Below are 24,543 nucleotides of genomic sequence, written 5' to 3' on the forward strand. Positions count from 1 at the left end.
GGGGCTCCTTATCTGTGAAGAGACGGGCGCTAGGCCTCTATCTCGATGGTTTCCAAGGTGACGGAATTATTGGTGTACACGCACAGCTCGGCGGCGATGGCCATGGCCTTGGTGGCAATTACGGCTGCAGGCAGGTCGGTTTCGCGTTTCAGGGCACGAGCAGCGGCCAGAGCGTAGGCTCCGCCGGAGCCGATGCCAACGACTCCGTCGTCAGGCTCGATAACGTCGCCGGTACCGGTCAGAATGAGGATGGTTTCGGCGTCAGCTACGACGAGCATGGCCTCCAGGCGGCGCAGATACTTATCCATGCGCCATTCCTTGGCCAGTTCAACACTGGCGCGGGTGAGGTTGCCGCCGAATTCCTCCAGCTTGGCCTCGAAGCGTTCAAACAGGGTAAAGGCATCAGCGGTGGCTCCGGCAAAACCGGCCAGAATCTTGTCATGATAGAGCCGGCGAACCTTGCGGGCACCGTGTTTGAGGGCCACGCTTTGGCCAAAGGTCACTTGGCCGTCACCTGCCACGGCGATGCCATTGGCATCCTTAACGGCGAGGATAGTGGTTCCGCGCAGTTCCATGAGGCCTCCAGTCAGTCTATTGGGTTGGGCGGGATCGGTTTTAGACCGGAGTCCCGAAGAGTTCAGTTGCCGTTTCGGCCCAGTGAGCCGCGGCGTTGGGGGAGAATATAACCATGGAAACCGCCTTGACCACCCCCTTGCTTAAACTTTGTGCGAGGGTTTTCAGGGCGATAGGCATGGCTCGTTCAAGGGGAAATCCATAGGCTCCGCAGGAAATGGCAGGGAAATCGACACAGTCGATATTGTTTTCCCGGGCCAGACGCATGCTTTCGGCATAGGCCGATGCAAGGAGTTCCTCTTCGTTTTGATTGCCGCCGTGCCAGATGGGGCCAACGGTATGGATGACCCACTTGGCCTGGAGGTTGAACCCGGGGGTGATGATGGCCCGGCCCGTGGGCAGGAGGCCATTGTCCTGGACCCAGAGCCTGCCTGCGGTTAGCAATGCCGGGCCAGCGGCCTTATGGATGGCTCCATCCACGCCCCCACCTCCTGCAAGCTGCGGATTGGCGGCGTTGACGATGGCCTGGGCCGTGGAGTGCGTAATGTCGCCCTGGCGGACGGAGAGTCGTCCGTTGCCGAATTGCCAGACTCCCCGAGGTGCGTTCATTTCTTCTTACCCTTTCCCATTTCCTTCCAGAACTCATCCCGTTCGTCGAAGATTTTGGTCAAGGTTTCAAATGCAGCTTTCTGTTCTTCGGTTTCGGCCAGGGCCTGTACTTTTTCCTTGTGGAAAATGGCTTTTTTCTTGTTCAGACTGTAGATGCCCCAATAGGCCAGATGCAGATGCCCATCGAAATCATTGCCGGAGCGGCCCATGGTTCGGCCCAGATAGAAGTGTACTTCAGGGTCCTCGGGTAAGGTTTCCAGAATACGATTGTAATAGCCCACCGCGCGGTTAATCTCACCTTTGTCCGCCTGCAGGCGGGCCATGAAGAACAAGGCCATGAGATCGTCGGAGTTGAGCAGCATGGCCTTGGTCAGATAGCTGGCCGCTTTTGAGACATCGCCCTGAAGATAGTGGAAACGTCCCGTTTCGCGCAGAATCAGCGGATCATTGGGAGCCAATCGCAAGGCGGAATCAAAGGCTTGTGCGGCCTCGGGAATGTTGTTTTGGCGGGAAAGGATAATGCCTGTTCCCATGAAGTCCAAAGCGGGATTCCCCGTGCCGGTCCTGAACGTGCTCAGCGCGCCGTCGATATCGGTATAGCGGGCCAGCGCAAGGGTTTTGATGCGTTGGAAGCGGTTCTCGGTTTCCGTGCGAGCCTTGATGTCTGTAGACAGGCCTGCAATGCGATCCTCGAGGTAGCCGATGCGTTCGTCCACTGCCGGGTGGGTGGAAAGATAGGCGGGGATGCTGCGGCCCGACAGGTATTGCTTGCGTCTGATTTTCTTGAAGCCGTCCATCATGCCCGTGGGAGGATAGCCAGCTTCCAGCAGATAGTTCATGCCCACCTGGTCAGCTTCGCGCTCGTCGATGCGGCTGTAATTAAGCATGGAGCTTTGTGCTCCTGCCATTGACCCGATGATCAGGGCCTGACTGGCGGCACGGCCACTGTCTCCTCCTGAGGCCTGTCCGATAAGCATTCCGGCCAGAACCCCCGCGAGCATACCCAGTGAAGTGACCTGCTGCTGGGCAATACGCTTGGCTACGTGGCGTTGTGTCACATGGGCAAGTTCGTGGGCAATGACTCCTGCCAGTTCGGCTTCATTCTCGAATTCGGTGATCAGGCCGGTGAAGACATAGACGTAGCCGCCCGGAGTGGCAAAGGCGTTGATGGCGTTGTTGCGCACCACCGTGGTTGTGACGGGGAAAGGCTGAGGTGGCAGTGTCTCGGCCACACGGTTAACAACATCCTTGATGTAGCGGACGATTTCCGGGTCCTCAACGATAGGGTAGGTGGCCTTGATCAGAGTATAATATTTTTTCCCGAGTTCTTTCTCATCCTTCAAGGTGAAATCACCGAACAGACCAGCCAGAGCCTGGGCGGGTGCTGCGATCTGCCCGAGGGTGAGGGCAAAGATCAGAATCAATATGGCCGGTGACTTCGCGTGCCGGCGGGAGAGGGATATCATATGGTTGTCCTGCTGGGGTGGTGAAGGCCTCTGTCTTGAAGCCGTCCAGTAGGTACGGAGCTTACTCTAAAGCTTATGTGACGCCAAGGGAGTCAATCTTAAGAACTATTGATAAAAAAAGGCCGATCCCCGCGAGGATCGGCCTGAATAAGCTTGATGCAAAGACGTTCCTATTTGCTCATCATGTCCAGGAATTCTTTGTTGCTCTTGGTATTCTTCATCTTGCCCAGCAGGAATTCCATGGAGTCGATGGAATTCATTGGAGCTAGAACCCGCCTAAGAACCCACATGCGGTTCATGATGTTGGGTTCCAGAAGCAGATCTTCCTTACGGGTGCCGGAACGGTTGATGTCGATGGCAGGCCAGACACGTTTCTCAGCCAGATGGCGCTCCAACTGGATTTCACAGTTGCCGGTGCCTTTGAACTCCTCGAAAATGACATCGTCCATGCGGGAGCCGGTATCCACCAAGGCGGTGGCGATGATGGACAGGCTGCCGCCTTCTTCGATGTTGCGCGCTGCGCCGAAGAAGCGCTTGGGGCGCTGCAGGGCGTTGGCATCCAGACCACCGGACAGCACGCGTCCCGAAGATGGAGTCACGGCGTTGAAGGCGCGGCCCAGGCGAGTGATGGAATCCAGCAGGATAACAACATCCATCTTGCGCTCTACAAGTCGTTTGGCTTTTTCCATGACCATCTCTGCAACCTGTACGTGGCGCTGCGGAGGCTCGTCAAAAGTGGAGCTGACCACTTCGGCATTGACCGTACGCTGCATATCCGTGACTTCCTCAGGGCGCTCGTCAATGAGCAGCACGATGAGGTAGGCATCTGGGTTGTTGGTGCTGATGGAGTTCGCAATGGTCTGAAGGAGGATGGTTTTACCGGTGCGGGGCGGGGCGACGATCAAACAACGCTGCCCCTTGCCGATGGGTACCATGAGATCGATGATTCGGGAGGAATATCCTTCGGCACCGTTTTCGAGCTTGAACTGTTCATCCGGGAAGATGGGAGTCAGATTGTCGAACAGGACCAGATGCTTGGTGGCTTCCGGTTTTTCGAAACCAATCTCGTTGACCCGGAGCAGAGCGAAATAACGCTCACCCTCTTTGGGGGGGCGAATCTGGCCGGTAATGACGTCACCCTTACGCAGGCCAAAGCGGCGAATCTGCGAAGGAGAGACATAGATGTCGTCCGGTCCAGGGGTGTAGCTGTACATTGGAGAGCGGAGAAAACCGAATCCATCGGGGAGGATCTCGAGAACACCTTCGCCATAGATGTTGCCATTTTGCGAAGCGCACGCTTTAAGCAGGGCGAAAATCAATTCCTGCTTCTTCATGCCGCTGGGGTTTTCGATCTTGTACTCTTTGGCGAGTTCCATGAGATCACTCATGGACTTCATCTTTAGCTCGGACTGATTCATCTCAGACTCCGGATCCTGGTTTTTCCCTTGGCTTTTCGGTTTTGGATTGCCCATGCTGCTCCATTGAGATGCACTCCGACTATACGGTACGAATAACGTACGCGTAATGCGAGGTGCTCTGTCTTTAGCGTTGAAATTGTAAATGATCTGTGGACGGCGACAATGCCGAATTTATTGCGGTGAGTCTTTAAGGCGCCTATTGTTATGATTGTTCTGCAATATCAGAACAAATTTTAAAAAGGCTTTAGACTCTAGTAATCTATAATATGGGGATTGTTACAAGAGCTTTTTGTGGCTCGCTGCTATATCTGGATTGGTTCGTAGGTGCGTTAAAAATCCATTAGCGCAAGCCACGAATAATGGCAAGGGGGTATTTATTGATTTTCTTTGGGTCTGATCACATCTGCGAACAAGGCTTCAATGTCTGTTCTGATGACATCCTGCTCGACTTCCATGGCATGCGCCAGTTCCAGAGACAGCAGTCCCATGGCCTGCTCCAGCAAGCGATGCTCACCAAAGGACAATTCCTTGTCTTTGCCAATGAGCAGCAATTCCTTGAGAACATAGGCGACATCACAGAGTTCGCCACTTTTGAGTTTTTCAGAATACTCACGATAACGGCGGTTCCAGTTCTGACCGGAATAGCCCGTAAAGTCGGAGCGATCCTTCAAAGAGTCTATGATGGCAGTTGCTTTTTTCTTGGAGCAAACAGCACGTAAGCCAACGTTTGTGGCGTTGGATACGGGCACCATCAGAGTTACATTGTTGGATAAAATCCTGACAATGTAAAACTCGGCAGTAGCACCACCGATTTCCTGATTCTCGATACGCTCGACCATGCCCACACCTTGTGCGGGATAGACGACGAGTTCGTTGATCTTAAAACCCTTGGACACTCTTCAACCACCTTGCAAAAAAGCACATACGGGTAAGAACCGTACCGCAATTTTAGCATTTAGTCTAGGTTTCATCGGGCTTTTCAAGCTTTGGCCTAGCGTCGAAGCTGTTGATGTGCTGTACCGCGGGCTGCAAGCCCATTCGTAGCAACACATTGATGCCCTTGATGGCACTGGACAGAACTTCATTCACAATTTCAGTGTCTTGAGAATCGAAGTTGTCCAGCACGTAATCTCTGGTTCCGCCACGCCCTTCGGGGCGTCCCACTCCAAGCCTTAGTCGGAGGAAGGCAGCTGAACCGAGGTGCTCAACGATGGATTTAATGCCATTATGTCCGGCATCTCCCCCACCTTTTTTGAGCTTCATTCGTCCAAGTTCCAGGTCGAGATCGTCATGGATGACGAGGATTCGTTCCGGAGGTAGTTCGAATTTATTTGCCAGCTTGCCCACAGCTATACCTGAAAGATTCATGTAGGTCTGCGGCTGGGCCAGCAGAACCTTGGGCTTGTTGCGCACGGGTTGGCATTCCCAGGTCAAACAATCACCACGCACTTCGATTCTGGGACACCGATCAGGCCCCCCCGATCGTTCGATTAGTCGGTCTATGACCAGGAATCCGAAGTTGTGTCTGGTGAGTTCGTACTCCGGACCAGGATTTCCCAGCCCGGCGATGAGCATCGCGTAATTTTTCATGGCACAGCGTCTTGCGGTCTTGCCTGTGTGGTCCAGGTGCTGGTGTACAGGCCTGAGCCGACAAAAAACGAGGGCCCCGGAGACGCCTCCGGAGCCCTCGGCATAGTCGATTGACGTACGGTATTATTCCGTAGTTTCTTCGGCGACCGGCTCGTCGGCAGCCTCTTCGCCATCTTCCGAGGCTTCTTCGGCCTTGGCGGCAACACCAACAACGGCGAAGTTCTCGTCGAAGATAGCGGTGGCACCCTTGGGCATCTCGATGTCTTCAATGTTGATGTGATCGTTCACATCAAGTGCCGTGACATCCAGGGAAATTTCCTGAGGGATGTCGGAAGGCAGACATTCGATTTCAATGGAATCACGGAAGATGGTCAGCACACCGCCCTTGTCGATACCTTCGGGCTTGCCGGTGGTAACGATCTTGACCTGGATGCGCACGGTCTTCTTCATGTTAACGCCGTAGAAATCGACGTGATCGATGCGGTTCTTATAAGGATGACGAATCATCTCCTTGATGATGACCGGAACGGGCTCTTCGCCTTCGATTTCCAAGGTCATCAGGTGGGAGGTGCCAACCTTCCTGAAAGCTTTTTCCAGGGGCAGCAGCGCCATCTTGACGGGGATGTTCGACTCCTTGGAGTAGAACACACCGGGGACGATGCCCTCGGCTCGAAGCTGGCGGTTGGGACCTTTACCCTTCTCATCACGCTTGGCTACTTTCAGGGTGACCTGTTCAGACATTTCGTATTCTCCTGATTGGACTATTTTCCTGCCGTCTGGCCGCTTGGCCTTGGCGGGTGACTTTTCTAATTATACGAACAACACGCTCACGGACGATTCCGTGTGGATGTTGTGAATAGCTTTGCCCAGAATACTGGCCAGGGACAGCGACTTGAGCTTGGAACATTGTGCAGCTTTCTCGTTCACCGGGATCGAGTTGGTAACGACAATCTGTGAGTACTGAGAATTTTCGAGGCGCTCAACAGCAGGACCCGAGAGTACGGCGTGGGTCGCACAGGCGATGCAGTCCTTGGCGCCGTTTTCTTTCAGCACGTCGGCTGCGGCTACGATGGTACCAGCGGTGTCAATCATATCATCAAGAACGATGGCTGTCTTGCCAGCAACATCGCCGATGACGTTCATTGCTTTGGCCTGGTTGGGCGCATCACGACGTTTGTCGATAATGGCCAGACCGGCGCCCAAGCGCTTGGCGTAGGCTCGTGCACGTTCCACACCGCCGGCATCCGGGGAGACGATAACCAGATCGTCATCGGTGGTGCGCAGGTGATCCAGCAGGACCGGAGCAGCGTAGAGGTTGTCCACGGGTAGGTTGAAGAAGCCCTGGATCTGCCCGGCGTGCAGGTCGACGGTGACCAGACGGTCAATGCCCGCAACGGTCAGGAAGTCGGCCACCAGCTTGGCGGTGATGGGCGCACGCGGAGCAACCTTGCGGTCCTGGCGTGCATAACCATAATAAGGAACCACTGCGGTGACGCGTCCGACGCTGGCCCTTTTCAGGGCGTCCAGCACGATGCACATCTCCATCAGATGGAAATTTACCGGAGCGCAAGTAGGCTGTACCAAAAACACATCGGCTCCACGTACGTTGGAGCCGATTTCCACACGGATTTCACCGTCGGAAAAGGTGTCTGTCAGGCACTGCGTCAGTTCGCAACCCAGGTGGTCGCAGATCTCGCGGGCCAACTTGGGGTTGGCCGAGCCAGTCATGATCTTCAATTCGCCGATGGCCATCGTGCTTTTTCCTCAAAATATATGGCTGGGGTGGGAGGACTCGAACCCCCGAATGACGGGACCAAAACCCGTTGCCTTACCGGACTTGGCTACACCCCAGCAATTACAAACAGTGCAGGTGTGCGGGGATGCCCTGCTTTTTAAACTCAATGCGAGCTGCCTCAGCAATCCTCGAATCACGAAAAAGGCCGAGGAGGCTAGCCCCGCTACCACTCAAAACCGCTCCACATGCCCCTTGGGCGAGAAGTTTTTCCTTGTATCGCAATAATTTGTGATGTTTCGGGAAAACAACGTCTTCAAAGCTGTTGTGAAGTAGGATTCGAGAGCGAGGGGAGTTTTTAAACTCAGTTTGGGCGCATGTCAAGAAACCAAGCGTGTTTTCGACGCGGTGGGGGCGTTTTGTTTTTAATTTGTCCCATGCGTGGTAGGCCCAGGCACTGGAAACGTGCATAGGAGGGCATATTAATACGAGGCTTAACCCCTGCAAATCAACATTTACGGGATGCAGCTCTTCGCCGATGCCTTCTGCCCAAGCCGGGCCATCCAGCAGGAAGAACGGCACATCCGCTCCGATGGAGGCGGCCAGCTCGTTCAGTTGGTCCGGTGGTAACGCCTTGTCACCCGCACGGGTATTCAATTCCCGCAGAACTGCTGCCGCGTCGGCACTGCCGCCGCCAAGTCCGGCTCCCATGGGAATCCCCTTGTCCAGCTTCACCGACAGACCAGGGGCAAACCCCGTCTGTTCGGTGAACACCTTCCAGGCTTTGGCAATGGTGTTGGAGTCGGATTCCAGCTCAGGGTCACCAGCAGAGAGCGTGAACTCCCCGCCTTGTTTACCAAAGGTGAGAGTCAGGGTGTCGTGGGGAGTCGGTAAGGGGTAGAACAGGGTTTTCAGGGTGTGGTAGCCGTTGTCCAGGCGTCCTGTGATCTCAAGGTACAGATTGACCTTGCAACCTGCGCGAAGAGTGATTGTATCCGGGGATGTGTTCATGGCCACGCAAACCTGCCGCATAACGTTTGCTCGTGCAAGAAAAAGCAGGGGGGCCTGATGGCCCCCTGAAGTTGTTTTAATGAGATCCCTAGTCCTTGGGCAGCGAGATGGTCCTGAAGACGCTTTGGCCCTGACGCTGGATGAGCAGCAGCAGGACGCCCTTGTCCTTGGCGTCGCCCTCGATGATCTCTTTCAGATCCTTGGGGGTCAGCACTCGGGTCTGGTTAGCCTGGGTGATGACATCGCCGGGCCGGACTTCGCTTTCCTGAGCCAGGGAGCCTGCGGCAACCTCGGTGACGATGAGTCCCTTGGCTTCTGCAAGGCCCATGGCAGTGGCTTCCTCGCTGGTGACGGGGCGAACCACCATGCCCAGGAATGCATCTGATTGCTGGTCCTCAGGCTGTTGATTTTTGCCCTGCGAGAGCATCTTGGTGTCGCGCTCGCCCAGAGTGGCGCTGATTTTCTTTTTGCGACTATTGCGCCATATTGTGAGGTCGATTTTCTTGCCCGGGGTGAAGGAGGCAATCGTGCGCAGCAGGTCGCTGGAGTCCTTTACTTCCTTGCCTTCGATACCGATGATGACATCTCCGGCCTTGATGCCTGCCTTCTGGGCGGGCTGGTCCGGGATGACGGAGGCAATGAGTGCGCCGTAGGCTTTGGGCAGTCCCAGAGCCTTGGCCGTGTTTTCGTCAACGGCCTGGATGGTCACGCCGAGCCAGCCGCGCGAGACCTTCTGGTTGTCGCGAAGCTGAGCGATGACCTTCTTGGCCATGGTCGCCGGGATGGCAAAGCCGATGCCCTGGCCTGAGGCAATGATGGCGGTATTGATACCGATGACTTCACCGTCGAGGTTCAGGAGCGGCCCGCCAGAGTTGCCGGGGTTGATGGAGGCGTCCGTCTGAATAAAGTCGTCAAAGGGGCCGGAGCCGATGATGCGGCCCTTGGCACTGATGATGCCTGCTGTGACGGAATGATCCAGCCCGAAGGGGTTGCCGATGGCCATGACCCATTGGCCTACCTTGACCTTGTCGGAGTCACCGAACTTCAGGGTGGGGAAGTTGCGCTTGGTGTTGATCTTAAGCAGCGCCAGATCTGTTTCTGGGTCGCGCCCGATCAACTCGGCGTCATAGGATTCCTCCTCGCCTTGGAGTTTGACCTTGATTTCGTCGGCTTCGGCGATGACATGGTTATTGGTCACCACATAACCGTCGGACGAGATGATGAAGCCGGAACCCAAGGAGCGCTCCTTGCGTGGCTTGGCATCGGGGGCGTTCTTGAAGTGTTTTTCGAACTGGTCGAAGAACTCGTCGAATGGAGTGCCACGCCTGCGGAACTTGAAGAAGTCCTTCATCTGGTCGGTTTGTTTGACCAGCTTGACCGTATGGATATTGACGACAGCGTTGCCGGCCTTGGCAGCGAGTTCTGTGAACTCGGGCAAGGCTGCAGAGGCGATTGCCGGGGCGCTGATGGCCAACATGATAAACAGAGCCAGTAGATTCGTGAGTCGTTTGTGCAATTGTATGTCCTCCCTATGGGGTTCCGTCTGCAAGGGGCACGGTTAACGGAATTTGAAGCCGCTTGAGACATCCATCAGTATAAAGCATCCGGAAATTGTGTAAACCTGTTGTGTCGATATTTTCACATATTTTTTGGGTAATTGTAACGGCCTGATTGGGTTCGATAGGTTGCTGTGCTGATGCGCGGAAACCTGCCCGGGCAGAAAGCGGTTGCAATTTCAGGGGCGCTCGGCTAGATAATCCGCCTCTCGGGACTGGCTGCCGGCACCAAGTTGGTCTATCATCCCGGGAACCAAGCGCGCCTGTAGCTCAGCTGGATAGAGCATCTGCCTCCTAAGCAGAGGGCCACAGGTTCGATTCCTGTCAGGCGCACCATGATTGTAAGGGGCCAGCACGAAAGTGCTGGCCCTTTTCTTATACCACAACTCACGGGCAAGGGGCTCTTCAAGATTGAAGGCTTGGCATGAGATGATCGAGAATAAAACGACGAGTAGTGGGTATTAATTGTTATCATAGTAGTTCCTTAGCGTAATTGACATGCGGTTGTCTTTGCTCGTAGCAACGCAGCATTAACCCCAGATGGAGATGAGATAGATGAAAGAATGCATGCTGTTTATCAAGGATTGGGAGACTGACCCCAATGAGGTTAAATCTGTTTTTGAGCACTTCAAGACTGTTCTGGAATCCTTTGAAGGCGCAGATGTTTCTTTCAACGCACGCCCGAACGTGAGCTATTCCCTGCGGGGTGCCTGCCCGGAACACGAGCGCGATCTGTTCGTGATGGTCGATGTGGTGGATGATGATCCTGCCGAGCGTTGGCTGTCGGTCTGTTTTTATGATGATCAGATCACCGATGCCGACGACATCGGTGATTGGGTTCCCGAGGGGTTGAATGGTTCCGATGCCCGCTGTTTTGATGTCTCTACGTCCGATAAGGATTTGGTTGCATACACCGAGGCCAGAATTCGCGAGGCTTGGCAAGCTGCAAGAGGAGCATAGCCGAACGGTATCTCTTGGTGTGCTGAAAAGCCCTGGTCCATTGATCAGGGCTTTTTGTTTTATGCCGTTAGGGTTTTCCGTTGCGTGATATTCGACATGCAAGTGGTATTGACTGGTGGTTCTTCCCCCCATCTATTGCTATACTGAGTGCTAACCGTTTTGGAGGTACCTCCCATGCAGCGATCTAATACACTTACAATACTGATCCTTGTGGCGATAGTGATTGGCCTGTCACCCGTTGCCGCCCGTGGCGGCTGGCTGGATACGGTCAAGGAAGTCGCGCCCGTGATTATTGACGATGGCGGTAGCAAGACAGGCACAAGCGCAACCTCTGCCCTGAGTTCCGACGAGGTCATTTCCGGCCTGAAGCAGGCGCTCAATGTGGCCGTGGACAAGGCCACGTCGTCTCTGGGCAGTCCCGGTGGATATCTGGATAATCTGGATGTACGCATTCCCATGCCATCCTCCCTGACTCGCGCCGAGCAAATGGCCCGTGGGCTTGGGCAGGACAAGTTGGCCGACGAATTCATCACTTCCATGAACCGTGCTGCGGAACAGGCAGCGCCCGAGACCGTCTCCATCTTCAGCAATGCCATCCGTAAGATGAGTTTTGCCGATGCCCGGGCCATTCTGAATGGGCCGGACGATGCCGCCACCAAGTATTTCGAGCGCACCAGCTCCGCGGCGCTTATCAAGCGCATCCGGCCCATCGTTGAAAAGGCCACCGATTCCGTGGGAGTGACCAGCAAGTACAAGAGTTTCATGGGCGGGGTCTCGACCCTTGGTGCAGTGACTGGAATGCAGGTGGATGATCTGGATGGCTATGTCACGGACAAGGCGACTGAAGGTCTGTTCCTGATGATGGCTCGCGAGGAAAAGATGATTCGGGACAACCCCGTGGCCCGAACCACCGATTTGCTGCGCAAAGTTTTCGGGTCTGTGGGTAAGTAGATCGGAGGGCGTTCACTGGCTGTTCTGATTGTTTGCGCCCTTGTCGTGGGCTATGGAGAGGCTGATCATTGAATGCAACAAAGCCCCCGGTATCGATCTGATCCGGGGGCTTTGTCGTTATTGCATGCCGCCTCGTCGCCCATTGGCTGGTGCGCAGACCAGTTGATCTTGGGGAGCAATGCACAGGCCCTCCATTGTCCCACGCGGAGTGTTGAAACTACACTGATCTCCTTTGGATTTATTCTCACAGGCTGTGAACGCCTCGCGCGGTGGCCCTTGGCGGCCCTGTTTGCCCATGCCACGGTGACCTTGTTGACCCATCCCGGAGGAGCCCTGATTCATCCTTTGGCCATCACTGGGAGGGCTTTGTCTGGGGTGCGTGCCCGTGCTTATGGCACCGGTGGGGATGGAAGATGTGCCGTCCCACGGCGGGAGTGCGGACAGTGCCTTGGGCACGTAGGCTGCGGTCTGTCCGCCCCTGACGCAGCGGACGAAGTTGTAGATTCGTCGGTCATCCCCTTGGGGCCCCTGGCCCTGTGGATAGGCTGCGGGATCGCCGGATTTTGGATCACTGCGCTGCGCACCTGCTCCATGGACATCCATGAAAGTCTTTTGGGCGGAGCCGCGTTTGTTCATATATCCCATGGCTCGGCCGAAGGCGATATACACGGCGGCGTCGCCATTGTGTGGGCCATCCAGATGAGTGGTGCTGGTCCAGTAGTAGGATTCGATTTTGCTCACTGAAAATGCGGGATCAATGGCCGCCGACTTCGTGGCTGTGGGGCTGCGGCTATAATCCACGATACTTTGCAGTTCCTTGGCGTTGGGCAGTCGCCAGTCGCTTTTGCCACCGAGGTTCAGGGCTTCACAGTAGTTGAGAGCATCCTGCCAGTTCAGCGTCTTGCCACTATCCTCCTGCTGCCAGACAAGGGACGTCGCCCGATCCGTGACGGTTCCGTTGCCATTGGCTTTGAAATCATTGCTGCCGTAAGTGCGGTTGCCACGCACATAGCGCATAAAGCGGAGGCCTCTTTGGTCGCGAGTGGCGGTAGGATAGCCCTTGATGCGTCCGTCTGCGAAGTTGACGCCAAAGGCTGTGGGCTGGTCTTTCATGGTCGTGCCCTGGTATCTGGTGGCGGACCAGTCTTGGCAGTCAATATTACGCGCTCCAGTGCGGGTGTCACCGTACTGGAAATCGAAATATCGGGTGTCCAGATAAGGGATCGATTTTGCGGAGAACCTTTGAACTCTGCCTCGAAAGTCGATGAGGGAATAGAGTTCCTTGATGGTGGGGGCGCGCCAGTCGTTGTATCCTCCCACTCGACAATTTTGGGCACCGCGCATGGCTTGTTTCCAGCTCATTTTGTCACCGCGTTCCTTGACCCACATCAGGCCCGTGTTCAGATCGCTGACGGTCCCGTCGCCATTGTCGCGGTAGGCTGGGGCATTGCCCGTGAACTGGGCGTCCTGACCACTGAAAGTCCTGCCTGTCTTGGGGCAGAGAATCTGGCGCGTGTCGCTGTAGCAGGTCTGTTGCCCGGTATCCACTATGGGGTAGGGCAGTTGCCCGGCAATGGCAGTGCCTTCCAGGATGATTAGCGCCATAAGGCAACTGAAAACGAGAGGCAGGTGGCGGCTCATAGAGGCTCCTCTGGGTGCTTTGGCGTATTTGGGGCGCTGGACGCGCTTTGCAGTATATCTCTGGATAGTAGTCAGGAACACTCCCTTCTTTGAAACTAACGCATGACGCGTCCAAACCCTGCGCATAAAAAAATCCCAGCAGCTGAAATCACGGAGATTACGGTGTGATCTGTGGCGTTGCGGGAAGGGCGGTGAGCACCATCGCAGAGTTGGGAGACCCGCGGCTTCCGGGCACCATGTCCGCGAAGTGGAAGACAGATTTATCAAAGGGGAATGGGGAAGGCAGCGAAAAAAGAGAAAGGTCCATGACGACCGCCGCCATGGACCCTTCTCGTACGTCAGTTGCGCGTTCATTCGTGGAGGAGAACGAAGCGCGCGTGTGAATCAATATCTAGTCCCAGTCGAGAATGACCTTCCCCGATTGGCCCGAGCGCATGATCTCGAAGCCTTCGGCATAATCATCCACCTTGAAGTGGTGGGTGATGGCCGGGGTTACATCCAGCCCGCTTTGGAGCATGGATGCCATCTTGTACCAGGTTTCAAACATTTCACGGCCATAGATGCCTTTGACCTGCAATCCCTTGAAGACCACCTCAGTCCAGTCGATGGGGGTCTCCTCAGGCAGGATGCCCAGTAGGGCGACATGGCCTCCGTGGTTCATGGTCTTGAGCAACTGGCGGAAGGCCGCTGGGCTGCCGGACATCTCCAGGCCTACGTCGAAGCCTTCGGTCATGCCCAGATCATCCATGACCTGCATCAGATCATCTTCGGCCACGTTGACCGCACGGGTCGCGCCCATCTTGCGGGCCAGATCCAGGCGGTAGGGGTTCACGTCGGTGATGACAACGTGTCTTGCACCCACGTGTTTGCAGACTGCAACGGCCATTGTGCCGATGGGGCCCGCCCCGGTGATGAGCACATCTTCGCCCACCAAATCGAAGGACAGCGCGGTATGCACTGCATTTCCCAGTGGGTCAAGTACCGAAGCAACCTCGTCGGAGATGGCTTCGGGCACCTTGAAAACATTGGAAGCCGGGACACTGATGAATTGTGCAAAACATCCCGGCCGGTTGACGCCGACACCCATGGTGTTGCGGCATAAATGCCTGCGTCCGGCGCGGCAGTTACGGCAATGTCCACAGGTGATGTGGCCCTCGGCAGAAACCCGATCGCCCAGCGCAAGGCCCATGACCTCGGACCCGATGCCCAGGATTTCTCCCACAAACTCGTGGCCAACGACCATGGGGACGGGAATGGTCTTCTGGGCCCATTTGTCCCAGTTGAAGATGTGGATGTCCGTGCCGCAGATGGCGGTCTTGCTGACCTGGATGAGCACATCGTTGGGACCGATGCCCGGTACGGGCACCTCTTCCATCCAGATGCCTTCCTCGGGCTTGGCCTTGACCAGTGCCTTCATGTTTTCCATGGCTGTGGCCTCCATCAGTTGATCACTCCCAGTTCGCGGCCCACCTTGATGAAGGCGTCCACCGCGCGATTGATTTGGTCACGGGTGTGGGCAGCGGACATCTGGGTGCGGATGCGTGCCTTGCCCTTGGGCACAACAGGGAAGCTGAAGCCGATGACGTAGATGCCTTTTTCCAGCAGCCCTGCGGCCATTTTCTGGGCCAGAACAGCGTCGCCAAGCATCACCGGGATAATGGCATGTTCGCCAGGAACCAGATCGAATCCGGCCTCCTGCATGCGGCTGCGGAAATGGTGGCTGTTGTCAGTCAGGCGTTCGCGCAGTTCCGTTGTCTCGGACAGCATGTCCAGCACGGCGATGGACGTGGCCGCGATGACCGGGGCCAGACTGTTGGAGAAAAGATACGGGCGTGAACGCTGCCTGAGCCACTCTATGATTTCCCTGCGCCCGGAGGTGTAACCGCCGGAGGCACCGCCCAGAGCTTTGCCCAGGGTGCCGGTGATGATGTCTACCCTGCCCATGACCCCGCAGTGCTCATGAGTACCGCGGCCTGTTTGACCGACAAAGCCCACTGCGTGGGAGTCATCCACCATGACCAGTGCTTCGTACTTGTCGGCAAGGTCGCAGATGGTGGCGAGGTCGGCGATGATACCATCCATGGAGAACACGCCGTCGGTAACGATGAGCTTGGTCCGGCAGCCGTCTGCTTCCTTGAGTCTGGCTTCGAGCTCGACCATGTCGTTGTTGGCGTAACGGAAGCGCTTGGCCTTGCACAGGCGCACGCCATCGATGATGGAAGCGTGGTTCAGTGCATCGGAGATAATGGCGTCCTCGGGGCCGAGGATGGCTTCGAAAAGACCGCCATTGGCGTCGAAGCAGGAACCATAGAGGATGGTGTCCTCAGTTCCCAGGAATTGTGTGAGTCTGGTTTCCAACGTGGTGTGGATATCCTGGGTGCCGCAGATGAAGCGCACCGAGGACATGCCGAAGCCGTAGGTGTCCAGCGCTGACTTGGCAGTGTTCACCAGTTGCTGGTTGTTGGATAGTCCCAGATAGTTGTTGGCGCAAAAATTGAGCACCTCGGGTCCGTTGCCCACGGTGATGGCCGCCTGCTGTGGCGAGGTGATGATTCGCTCTTCCTTATAGAGACCTTCGCGGCGCAATTGCTCGGCATCCGCTTTCAGGCGTTTGAGAAGGGGGTGGCTCATAGGGGTCCTCCATGGCTGGCTGTTTCTCATTCGGTAAGAAACATAGCAATAAATTGCTTGTCAAGGTCTTCAATCGTAATTTGATTGCGCGTTTCGTAATCGATGGGGTCAAAGATTAAAATTATAAGTTTATTCCCTATATCATAGTTTGACGTGGATGTGTGCCTGCGCCTATGATTCCGCGAAAATCGATTATGCATGGCAACGTAAAGAAACGCGAAACAAGGAGCGGTGATGGAAGAGAGGAAAATTGTTCTGGATGACGTTGATCGGGGAATCATCGAAGAATTGCAGGTCAACGGACGTGAATCCTACAAGAGCATCGCGCGCAAGCTTGGTGTTTCCGACGGGACGGTTCGTCTGAGAACCGAACGCATGATTCGCGCTGGCTACTTGCGTATTTCCGCCTCGGTGGATCCCCTGTTTTTCGAGAACACAGTGACCGCACTGGTGGGCATTAATTTGGAGCGTCGTGCTGATCGTGCCTTGATGGAACAGTTGGCGGCCCTGCCTGGGGTTCAGTCCGTCATCAACGCCACTGGCCGATATGATCTGATGATCGAGGTCTCCGTGTCTTCACGCCGGGGACTGCGTAAATTCCTGGTGGACGGCCTGTCCGACATCGGTGGAGTGATTGCCTCGGAGAGCTATGTTTACCTGGATGCCATGGGGAAGTGGGTCGAACAAAAGGAAGCCGAAAGCGATTGATAAAAGGGTGCCAGCGTTGGTGCATCAAAAACAAGCCCTCGTGTACGTTTGGTACGCCACGGGCGGGATAATTTCGCGCCTGACTTCCGACCATTTTTGAGCCACTTGCGAGTCGCTTCGATTAATGAGTCCGAGATGTAGCGTTTTAAACGTGTGACAAGGCTTGCCAAGCCTCTCAGTGGGGTTTATTTGCCCTCCATGTTCTGCGATATCGAAAAATGCAAACGGTGCGGCGCCTGTGTGGCCGAGTGTCCGTTTGAAGTTGTGGTTGAGGATAAGGAAGGCTTTCCCAAGCTCAGGCCTGCGGCAAAGAAGCTGTGCATCGGGTGTGGTCACTGCGTGGCCATTTGTCCGGTGGGCGCGGTGACTCTGCCTGACCTGCCAGTAGCGCCGCGCATGGGGCCGGATGATTGCCCCGTGGTGGAGCGTGCCTGGAATATTGACGCTGGACAGGCCGCTCAGTTTATCGGCACCCGCCGATCCGTGCGCACCTATCGGGACAAGACCATTCCCGGAGACGTCATGGAACGTCTGTTTGAGGTTGCGGCCCAGGCTCCTAGCGCGCACAACTCTCAGACCGTGCACTGGAGCGTGACCCGCACGCCAGAAGCTACTCGTCATCTGGCCGGGTTGGTGGTGGAATACATGGCTCAGATGAATGTCTTCCCGGGCATCGTGCGCCACTGGAAGAACGGGCGGGATAAAATTCTGCGCGGAGCGCCGCATGTGGCTGTGGCCTGTGCTCCTGTGGACAGCCTGAGTCCCTGCGAAAATTCCAGTGTGGCCGCTTCGTATCTGGAACTGGCCGCCCATGCCGAGGGGCTGGGCGCGTGTTGGGCCGGTTTTTTACAGGACGCCGCCAAGGATTACGAGCCATTGCGTCGGGCCATCAAGGTCCCCGATGGTCATCAAGTCTACGCCGCCATGATGCTCGGCTATCCCAAATTCCGCTACAAACGGATTCCCTGTCGCAAGGGAGCGGATATCCACTGGATTGATTAGATTTGTTGGGTTTTGTCCAAAAAAAGGCCGGGCAGCGTTGCTGTCCGGCCCTTTTTTTGGCTTTTTGCTGTGATACTATCGTCAACAGGCTCGTATAACCAGATGGTGTCAACGGCCTGCAATAAGTTGTAATTGCATGGGCGAGAGCATCCAGCGCAGGACAGCGTTGTTCGTGGGCAGAGTGTCTGCATCGATACGCATCAGTCCGCCGTTTTCGATTCCCAGGCGAAGTTTGTTCGGGCTGGAGAGCAGGTACGAAGCCAGTTCGCCCAGATTGGGCAGGTGCCCGGCGATGATTATTGACTCGGCCCTCAGGTTACGCAGGAAGGTCACGGTTTCCTCCGGGCGTTTCATGGCTTTGACAGATTCAGTGATAGTCAGACTCGATGCGTTCAGTCCCAAGGCCTGAGTCACGGCTTCGGCGGTCTGCACGGCGCGTAGCTTCGGGCTGCACACGATGGCGTCGAATCCCAGACCAAGGCGGCGTATGGCATCAGCGCTTTTGAATATCTGATCCCTGCCCACCGGAGACAGGGGCTGGTCCGGATCGATCTCCTTGGATAGGCAACTGCCGTGTTGCATCAGGTACAGTTCCATGAGCTACTCCTGGCTGCGGTTTTGGCGAGCCTACCAGAGGGGGGCATGGCGAGCAACGATAGTCCGATGTGTTTCATGTTTCTTGCATGAAGAATGAGGGAGAGGAAGGCTTTTCCCCTGTGTTGTGAGGCAAGGTGAAGAACAGGCAAGAAAGTAAAATGATTTCAAGGCGCAAGGCGCTTCAATCTCTGGCTGCGTTGTCCGTCGCCACGATGACACACGCTCTGTGGTCCCCTCTGGCACGAGCAGCGCAATCGGCTTTGGAACTCGGACTGCGAGGTCAGGATTTATTGGCTGCCGGCGATGCTCCGACGGCGTTAAAGGTCTTAGCCAAGGCTGTGGCCCAGCGGCCCGATGACCCCTGGTTGCATGGGTTGATGGGCCGGGCTCGCCTTGCTGCTGGCGATCGTCGTGGTGCGCTGGAGGCTTTTCGTTACGCTGTTTCCCTGGATTCCAACGACAGCTATTCGCGCATGATGGCCGATCGTATCATGCAGACGCCGTTGCCGCCTGCCCCTGCGCGTGTCTTTCATAGCCCCTCAGCCGTGGAGCGTCAGGCTGAGCAGGAGCGACGCGAGGCTGCATCAAGGCAGGATTCCAGACGAGGAGCAAGCGGTTTTTCCGTGCGCCGGGTGGTGCTGGATGCCGGGCATGGTGGCTTTGATCCCGGAGCCATGGGCCGCGGAGGCCTGATGGAGAAAAAAGTGACCCTTGATCTTGCCTTGCGCACGGAGCGTATCCTCGCGAGGACGGCACCGGGACTGAAACTCTATCTGACCCGGCGGGACGATTACTATTTGCCCTTGTCCGCACGCACGGCGGAGGCCAATCGGTTTTCCGCTGATATCTTCGTGTCTCTGCACATCAATGCGGGTGAACGCCGCGCTGCGCAAGGGGTGGAAACATATTCCTGTTCCGAGAAGGCCTCCAGCCTCGAAGCAGAGCGGTTGGCGGCTTACGAAAATTCTGTTCTCAAGCTGGAGGGCAAACAGCGGGAGCAGCCCGGTTTCATAGATATGGAAGAACTCTTGTTCCGGTTTGAGAGGCGGCGCTACTGGGATGCCGGGGCTCGTGCAGCCCGACGGGTGCAGAATGTGCTGACGGGGATGCTGCCCATGCGGGATCGAGGGGTGCACAGCGCTGATTTCTATGTGCTGCGCAAGGCACGGATGCCCTCGGTATTGTTGGAGACGGGGTTCATTTCCAACCCTGATGAGGAAGCAGCGCTCAGGCGGGAGGATCACCGCGAGCGGATTGCCTCCGCCGTGGCAACGGCGGTGGCAGGATTGTACCGGGAGGGCGTATGACCTTGCGGGTACTGTTCCTTGGGTTGCTGTCGCTATTGGTCACTGTGCTGATGGCGACACCTGCCCTGGCTACGGAAGATCTGGTTTTGGCTGGTGCAGATGCTCTGTATCGCGGTGATGTCTCGGCGGCGGAACAGGCTTTTAGCGAGGTTGTGCGTCGTGATTCCAGCGATGATTTTGCCATGAACCAATTGGGATTGACTCTGGCACGCCAGGAACGGTTCGACGAAGCCAGGGTATTTTTTTCGAAGGTGGCCGACCGTTCGCTGGATAATGTGTTTTCAAGGCTTTGGCTCGGAATCATTTCCTTGCATGATGACGATCCCGAGGGCGCGCGGGGCTGGTTTCAGGATGTGTTGCAACGCAGTCCCGATCATCCTGGAGCGCTGTACCTGTTGGGCGTGGAAGCGGCGTCCCGGCGTGATCTTGCCCAGGCGGTGGAATTATTCGCAAGGGCAGGGCGTTCGGGTCATGATGATGCAGATGTGCAGTTCCGCTTGGCGGAGGCGTATCGAGGTCTGGAGTTGTCTACCAACGCCCGGTTGCATTATCTCCGGGCTCTTGAAATCAACCCCCGGCATGCTGCGGCTCTGGTGGGACTCGGGTGGCTTTACTATAACCTCGGGCAGCGCAATGTCGCTTTGAAAGCCTGGACTCGCGCCCTGACGGTGGCCCCCAGGCATGACGAGGCACGGGCCAGCCTGGCTGCCGTGTTGGTTCGTGAAGGAACAGACTTGAGGCACAAAGGGCACCTTGAAGCCGCACAAGCACGTTTTCAGCAGGCTCTGGAATACGACTCCGGCAACAAGGCAGCGCTGTTTTACTTGCGCTGACGGGATGTTGCGGGCTACGACGATGATAAGGTCGCCTGGGGATTCGGGTGGCGTAACCAAGGAGCAATGGGCATGAAAATTCTGAAGCAGGCACTGTTGATGGTCCTTGCACTGCTACTGGTGGCAGGCCCTGCGGTTGCACAGCAGGACGCCCCCTCTGGGGAAGACTACGTGCAGCAGGCTGAGAGCGGTTCCATCAACTGGGACAATGGCTCGATGATTGCCACGGGCGTGGGTGCACCTCCGGCCAATGCTGTCAATGCGGCTCAGGCCAGAGGAATGGCCAAGAGGGCGGCCACGGTCATTGCGCGACGCAATCTTCTGGAGTTGATCAAGGGCGTGCAGATCGATTCCAGCACCACGGTGGAGAATTTCATGGTCTCCAGCGATGTCGTGGTCTCCAGGATACGCGGGTTCCTGCAGAATTCACAGATTCTGGACACCGCCTATATGTCTGATGGCTCGGTGGAAGTGACCGTGGGCTTGAAGCTGCGCGGAGGCATTTCCGATGTGGTACTGCCCAAGGCCGACAGGTTCAAACTCCAGGCTCCGGCGGCTGCGCCCAAGCCGGAACAGCTTGTTCCCGGTGCGTATACGGGACTGGTCGTGGATGCCCGGGGGTTGGGTGTGCGTCCGGCCATGAGCCCGCGTATTCTCGATGAGGACGGCAAGGAGTTGTATGGCACGGTCATGGTCAGCCGCGAGTATGCCATCCAGCAGGGCATGGCGGGCTATGCCAAGGACCAGGATAAGGCCATGACCAACCCCAGGGTGGGCAGCAACCCCATGACCGTGGCTGCCGTGGCAGTCAAGGGACGGTCGCGTTCCGATCTGGTGATTCCCACGGCCAAGGCCGAGGAAATTCGAACTCAGGCCGAGAGTAAAGAGTATCTGGGGCAGGCCCGGGTCATGATTCTGCTGGATTGAGCGAGAATGCCCAAGGGCATACGTTGAATAGCCTGCCTGCTAATCTGCGGCGGTGATGGGAGGAACTTCTATGTGGTTTCAAGCGGCGAAACGACTGACTATTCTGGCTGGGGTGATGCTCCTTGCCCTGGCTTTGGGCGGTTGCGGAAGCAAACAGCCTCGGGTGCCTGTGGGTGTCATGGACAGCCCCGCGCATCATTTCAATAATGGCCTCAAATTTTTGGATGAAGGCAACGCGCTCATGGCGGATCGGGAATTCGATCTGGCCCTGTCCATCGAGGCTGAGTATCCACCGGCCCTGGCGGGCAAGGGTGTGGTCATGGCCATGAATGGCAACGAAGATGCCTTGGACCTGGTGGACGACGCGCGAGACGCGGCAGACGACTGGGGGCCGGAGGTTCGCATGTGGCCCGAAGTGATGGAATTGCGGGTTCTGACCGAGATGTATTCTGCCCGGATGCTGTCACGTGAGGATTTTCTGGAAGAGATTGTCGATATTCAGGAAGAAGCCTTGGAGATGGCTCCTCATGCGCCCCAACCGTATTTTTACATGGGTGAAGCCTATGTACGGGCCTTGGAATTCGGTCCTGCCGAAGGGCAGTTCCACAAGGTGCTGCTTTTGGCCAAGGGCTATGAAGCCCGGGCCGAAAAGCGCTGGCGTTTGGTGCAGGACGTGAACCGTGCCGCACCCAATACCGTCGTGGGAAAGAAGATCGCTCTTGTGGAAGCCCTGACCCGTGCCGATCTGGCGGCGCTGATGGTCGAGGAATTGGACGTGGACAAGTTCTATACGCGCACGGACATTCCCTTGGCGGGTGAGTTTGTGGAGCCTGTAGCGGACCAGATGATTTTGGATACGACCCTGGCGGTGACCGATATTACCGAGCATCCCCTGCGGGCCGATATCGAAAAAGTCCTGCATTATGAAGTCAAAGGGTTGGGATTATATCCTGATCGTTCCTTCCATCCTGACGAACCGGTGACTCGTGCTGAAGCGGCAATGATCTTCGAGGATGTGGTCGTGCGTTCCACGGGGCGCCTCGAATTGGCGACCCAGTTTATCGGACAGGAAAGCCGCATCCCGGATATGCGGGGTGATCATCCTGCTTATAACGCGGCCATGCTGAACGTCACACGGGGCATTATGGATGCCGACATCCGCACCGGGCTGTTCCGCCCGTTGGATACGGTTTCCGGCATTGAGGCGCTCTTGGCCGTGAAGGCCTTGCGACGTGAGTTGAGCCTCTTCTGAGCCGGTTCGGCATCGCTCTTGATCAATGGACGGAACGGGTGATTTGCATCCGTTCCGTTTTTTACTTTTCAAAGGAAAAGGTGTATTCGCCCGGAATCATGAAACGCAACTTCGTCACTCCCCATATTGTTCGTTTTGGCGCCCTTGCAATGGCGCTTCTGGTCTTGATTTGTGCCGCCTCGCCGGTGTGTGCCCGCATGGTCGAAGTCAACTGGTCACCAGAGGACGAGCAGGCCGAGATTCGCACCCGTGACGCCGCCCGGACTGTAGGTTTCAAGCGTGCGGTCTACGATGAGGCACTGGATCTGTTGCCTGGTTCATTGAATGAGCACCGCAACGGGCTGCTGTACCAGTATCTGGCACCTAAAGCCGCCGGATTTGTGCTCAGTTATTCCGAGGTGGTGCAGGCCGGGATTCCACAAGAGTCCTTGGCTCCTTCTGTCGATACTCCTGAAGGTGCACAAAGCGTAGCTCCGGGCTCCCTGACCCTTGCCCCGGGGCAGGGAGAAGCACTCTCCGTTATTGCCGCTCCCAACACGTTGCGCATGGAAGTGACCGTGAACAGGACCGGACTCAAGGCTGAGCTCAAGCGTGCCGGTGTGTATTTCACCGTATCTTCGCCCCAGCCCTACGATTTGAGCCTGTTGGGTTCCGCTGCCGGAGCCTGGGATGAAATCGGTCGTTTGCAGGCCTTGTCTGGTGTCACTGTTCGTCGCGGAACGGAGCCGTTGCTGGAAGTGGATACCACTTTGGTGGAGCCTACCGAGCAGGAAATCAAGGATGGTCTCGCGGAAGCTGCACCCATGTGGTCCGGTAGTTTGACGGCGCAAGGCAGGACCTGGAAAGCTTCGAATCGCAGCCTGGAAGAGGTGTGGTTCGAGTTGTGGGGCGGGTTCTTTACCCGGCCCGGAGCCGAAGCCGGAACCGTTGAACGAGTTCCTTTGAGTGTGTCCGGCTGGTACGCCCCGGATGGAGTCCAGGCCTTTGACAAGGAACTGGCCGCCTGGGATGAGGTCGTGGAAAGTGCACAACTGCGCGAGGTGCTGATGCTGCCCGATGGCATCGCCGCCGTCTGGAGTGTGAGAACTCTGGATCGAGCTTCACTGCGACTTAAGTTGGATCAGAATCTGCCTGACCGAGGGTTGTCCTGGGATTTTTCCGGGCAGCCTGAATCCAGAGAATAACTCCCGGGGGGGGACGACCATGACCATGCGTGAGAACAATTGGACGATCCCCAACCTGCTGACTGTGGTGCGCATTATGCTCACTCCGGTCGTTGTCATGGCCTTCATTCATAAGCGTGTGGACCTGGCGTTGCTTTCTTTTTTTGTGGCCGGGATTACAGACGCTCTGGATGGTCTGCTGGCCCGGTTACTTAAGCAGCGGACTGAACTCGGGGCCATGCTTGATCCGCTGGCTGATAAGGTGCTGATTGTGGCCACTATCCTTTGCCTGGGGATTCTGGAGTGGGTTCCGGCATGGCTGGTCGTTATTGTCATCACGCGGGACCTGATCATCGTGGGTGGCCTGATGCTGGTCAACCTCTGGGGGGTGGACGTACGCTCCCAAATCCGTCCGACCTTTGCTTCCAAGACCAATACCTCTGCTCAGATCGTGTTGATTCTGCTGATACTCACCGAGCGCATGGACTGGATGTTCTTGCCCTGGCTCCAGCCTGTGGTCTTGTATCTGACGGCAGTTCTGACTGTGTATACCGGTATTGATTATGTGATGCGCGGGTTGGCCCTGATTCCATCGGGAGAAGATGGAAAGGGCTGA

At 56.4% G+C, this 24,543-nt stretch carries 24 protein-coding genes and 2 tRNA genes; 11 read left to right on the forward strand and 15 right to left on the reverse strand.

From position 1 onward, the window contains the following. Positions 1-29 precede the first annotated feature (29 nt). From hslV to EL361_RS03650, 11 genes are all read right to left on the reverse strand, one after another. Positions 30-575: an ATP-dependent protease subunit HslV gene (hslV, locus tag EL361_RS03600; RefSeq protein WP_126376694.1), complete on the reverse strand. Its 546-nt coding sequence runs from the start codon at positions 573-575 to the stop codon at positions 30-32. A 40-nt stretch (positions 576-615) separates the two neighbouring features. Beyond that, positions 616-1,182 carry a macro domain-containing protein gene (locus tag EL361_RS03605; protein ID WP_126376696.1) on the reverse strand — a complete coding sequence of 189 codons (567 nt, stop codon included), beginning with the start codon at positions 1,180-1,182 and terminating at the stop codon, positions 616-618. Further along, entirely contained in the window at positions 1,179-2,648 is a 1,470-nt protein-coding gene (locus tag EL361_RS03610) for a beta-barrel assembly-enhancing protease (protein ID WP_126376698.1), read from the reverse strand. Before EL361_RS03610 ends, EL361_RS03605 begins: the two co-directional genes overlap by 4 nt. Before the next feature lie 170 nt (positions 2,649-2,818). Then, positions 2,819-4,066, reverse strand: a complete 1,248-nt coding sequence (rho, locus tag EL361_RS03615) for a transcription termination factor Rho (RefSeq protein ID WP_232034867.1) — start codon at positions 4,064-4,066, stop codon at positions 2,819-2,821. A gap of 374 nt (positions 4,067-4,440) precedes the next feature. Further along, a complete protein-coding gene (locus tag EL361_RS03620) occupies positions 4,441-4,905 on the reverse strand; it encodes a CarD family transcriptional regulator (RefSeq protein WP_126381269.1) in 465 nt (154 codons plus the stop codon). 121 nt (positions 4,906-5,026) lie between these two features. Next, positions 5,027-5,656, reverse strand: coding sequence for an aminoacyl-tRNA hydrolase (gene pth, locus EL361_RS03625; RefSeq protein ID WP_126376702.1), 630 nt, complete (start codon positions 5,654-5,656; stop codon positions 5,027-5,029). Positions 5,657-5,779: 123 nt separating this feature from the next. Further along, on the reverse strand, positions 5,780-6,397 hold the full coding sequence (locus EL361_RS03630) for a 50S ribosomal protein L25 (RefSeq protein ID WP_126376704.1): 618 nt from the start codon (positions 6,395-6,397) through the stop codon (positions 5,780-5,782). Positions 6,398-6,466: 69 nt separating this feature from the next. Further along, complete coding sequence (locus tag EL361_RS03635) at positions 6,467-7,408, reverse strand: ribose-phosphate diphosphokinase (protein WP_126376706.1); 942 nt, start codon at positions 7,406-7,408, stop codon at positions 6,467-6,469. 22 nt (positions 7,409-7,430) lie between these two features. Next, positions 7,431-7,507, reverse strand: a tRNA-Gln gene (locus tag EL361_RS03640). A gap of 4 nt (positions 7,508-7,511) precedes the next feature. Continuing rightward, on the reverse strand, positions 7,512-8,399 hold the full coding sequence (gene ispE / locus EL361_RS03645; protein WP_126381271.1) for a 4-(cytidine 5'-diphospho)-2-C-methyl-D-erythritol kinase: 888 nt from the start codon (positions 8,397-8,399) through the stop codon (positions 7,512-7,514). A gap of 88 nt (positions 8,400-8,487) precedes the next feature. Next, complete coding sequence (locus tag EL361_RS03650; protein ID WP_420810699.1) at positions 8,488-9,915, reverse strand: DegQ family serine endoprotease; 1,428 nt, start codon at positions 9,913-9,915, stop codon at positions 8,488-8,490. Positions 9,916-10,214: 299 nt separating this feature from the next. On the opposite strand from EL361_RS03650, the gene EL361_RS03655 reads away from it, so the two are divergent. From EL361_RS03655 to EL361_RS03665, 3 genes are all read left to right on the forward strand, one after another. After that, a tRNA-Arg gene (locus EL361_RS03655) sits at positions 10,215-10,291 on the forward strand. 219 nt (positions 10,292-10,510) lie between these two features. Further along, entirely contained in the window at positions 10,511-10,915 is a 405-nt protein-coding gene (locus EL361_RS03660) for a hypothetical protein (protein WP_126376708.1), read from the forward strand. A gap of 174 nt (positions 10,916-11,089) precedes the next feature. Continuing rightward, the gene (locus EL361_RS03665) at positions 11,090-11,866 is read left to right on the forward strand and encodes a DUF4197 domain-containing protein (RefSeq protein WP_126376710.1); all 777 of its coding nucleotides are present in this window, start codon (positions 11,090-11,092) and stop codon (positions 11,864-11,866) included. Between the two features lie 117 nt (positions 11,867-11,983). Here EL361_RS03665 and EL361_RS03670 read toward each other — a convergent pair whose 3' ends face one another. The 3 genes from EL361_RS03670 to EL361_RS03680 all read right to left on the reverse strand — a co-directional run bounded on the left by EL361_RS03670 (position 11,984) and on the right by EL361_RS03680 (position 16,138). Further along, entirely contained in the window at positions 11,984-13,507 is a 1,524-nt protein-coding gene (locus EL361_RS03670; RefSeq protein WP_126376713.1) for an Lcl C-terminal domain-containing protein, read from the reverse strand. Between the two features lie 391 nt (positions 13,508-13,898). After that, on the reverse strand, positions 13,899-14,933 hold the full coding sequence (gene tdh, locus EL361_RS03675; RefSeq protein WP_126376715.1) for an L-threonine 3-dehydrogenase: 1,035 nt from the start codon (positions 14,931-14,933) through the stop codon (positions 13,899-13,901). A gap of 14 nt (positions 14,934-14,947) precedes the next feature. Next, entirely contained in the window at positions 14,948-16,138 is a 1,191-nt protein-coding gene (locus tag EL361_RS03680; RefSeq protein ID WP_126376718.1) for a glycine C-acetyltransferase, read from the reverse strand. A gap of 234 nt (positions 16,139-16,372) precedes the next feature. Between EL361_RS03680 and EL361_RS03685 the strand changes: the two genes are divergently transcribed. Together EL361_RS03685 and EL361_RS03690 are read left to right on the forward strand one after the other, a co-directional pair. After that, positions 16,373-16,846 carry an Lrp/AsnC family transcriptional regulator gene (locus tag EL361_RS03685; RefSeq protein WP_126376720.1) on the forward strand — a complete coding sequence of 158 codons (474 nt, stop codon included), beginning with the start codon at positions 16,373-16,375 and terminating at the stop codon, positions 16,844-16,846. 198 nt (positions 16,847-17,044) lie between these two features. After that, positions 17,045-17,848 (forward strand): nitroreductase family protein, encoded by an 804-nt coding sequence (locus EL361_RS03690; RefSeq protein ID WP_126376722.1) that lies wholly within the window; start codon positions 17,045-17,047, stop codon positions 17,846-17,848. A 108-nt stretch (positions 17,849-17,956) separates the two neighbouring features. Here EL361_RS03690 and sixA read toward each other — a convergent pair whose 3' ends face one another. Beyond that, a complete protein-coding gene (gene sixA / locus EL361_RS03695; protein WP_126376724.1) occupies positions 17,957-18,445 on the reverse strand; it encodes a phosphohistidine phosphatase SixA in 489 nt (162 codons plus the stop codon). A 158-nt stretch (positions 18,446-18,603) separates the two neighbouring features. Here sixA and EL361_RS03700 point away from each other — a divergent pair, with 158 nt between their 5' ends. From EL361_RS03700 to EL361_RS03725, 6 genes are all read left to right on the forward strand, one after another. After that, complete coding sequence (locus tag EL361_RS03700; protein WP_126376726.1) at positions 18,604-19,752, forward strand: N-acetylmuramoyl-L-alanine amidase family protein; 1,149 nt, start codon at positions 18,604-18,606, stop codon at positions 19,750-19,752. Further along, complete coding sequence (locus EL361_RS03705; RefSeq protein ID WP_126376728.1) at positions 19,749-20,585, forward strand: tetratricopeptide repeat protein; 837 nt, start codon at positions 19,749-19,751, stop codon at positions 20,583-20,585. The genes EL361_RS03700 and EL361_RS03705 overlap by 4 nt, the downstream gene beginning before the upstream one ends. A 72-nt stretch (positions 20,586-20,657) precedes the next feature. After that, positions 20,658-21,512 carry an LPP20 family lipoprotein gene (locus EL361_RS03710; protein WP_172961623.1) on the forward strand — a complete coding sequence of 285 codons (855 nt, stop codon included), beginning with the start codon at positions 20,658-20,660 and terminating at the stop codon, positions 21,510-21,512. A 70-nt stretch (positions 21,513-21,582) separates the two neighbouring features. Next, a complete protein-coding gene (locus EL361_RS03715) occupies positions 21,583-22,764 on the forward strand; it encodes an S-layer homology domain-containing protein (RefSeq protein WP_172961624.1) in 1,182 nt (393 codons plus the stop codon). A gap of 98 nt (positions 22,765-22,862) precedes the next feature. Beyond that, the gene (locus EL361_RS03720) at positions 22,863-23,948 is read left to right on the forward strand and encodes a hypothetical protein (protein ID WP_126376734.1); all 1,086 of its coding nucleotides are present in this window, start codon (positions 22,863-22,865) and stop codon (positions 23,946-23,948) included. Between the two features lie 19 nt (positions 23,949-23,967). After that, entirely contained in the window at positions 23,968-24,543 is a 576-nt protein-coding gene (locus EL361_RS03725) for a CDP-alcohol phosphatidyltransferase family protein (RefSeq protein ID WP_126376736.1), read from the forward strand.

This window comes from Desulfovibrio ferrophilus (assembly GCF_003966735.1).
Classification (GTDB): domain Bacteria; phylum Desulfobacterota; class Desulfovibrionia; order Desulfovibrionales; family Desulfovibrionaceae; genus Desulfovibrio_Q; species Desulfovibrio_Q ferrophilus.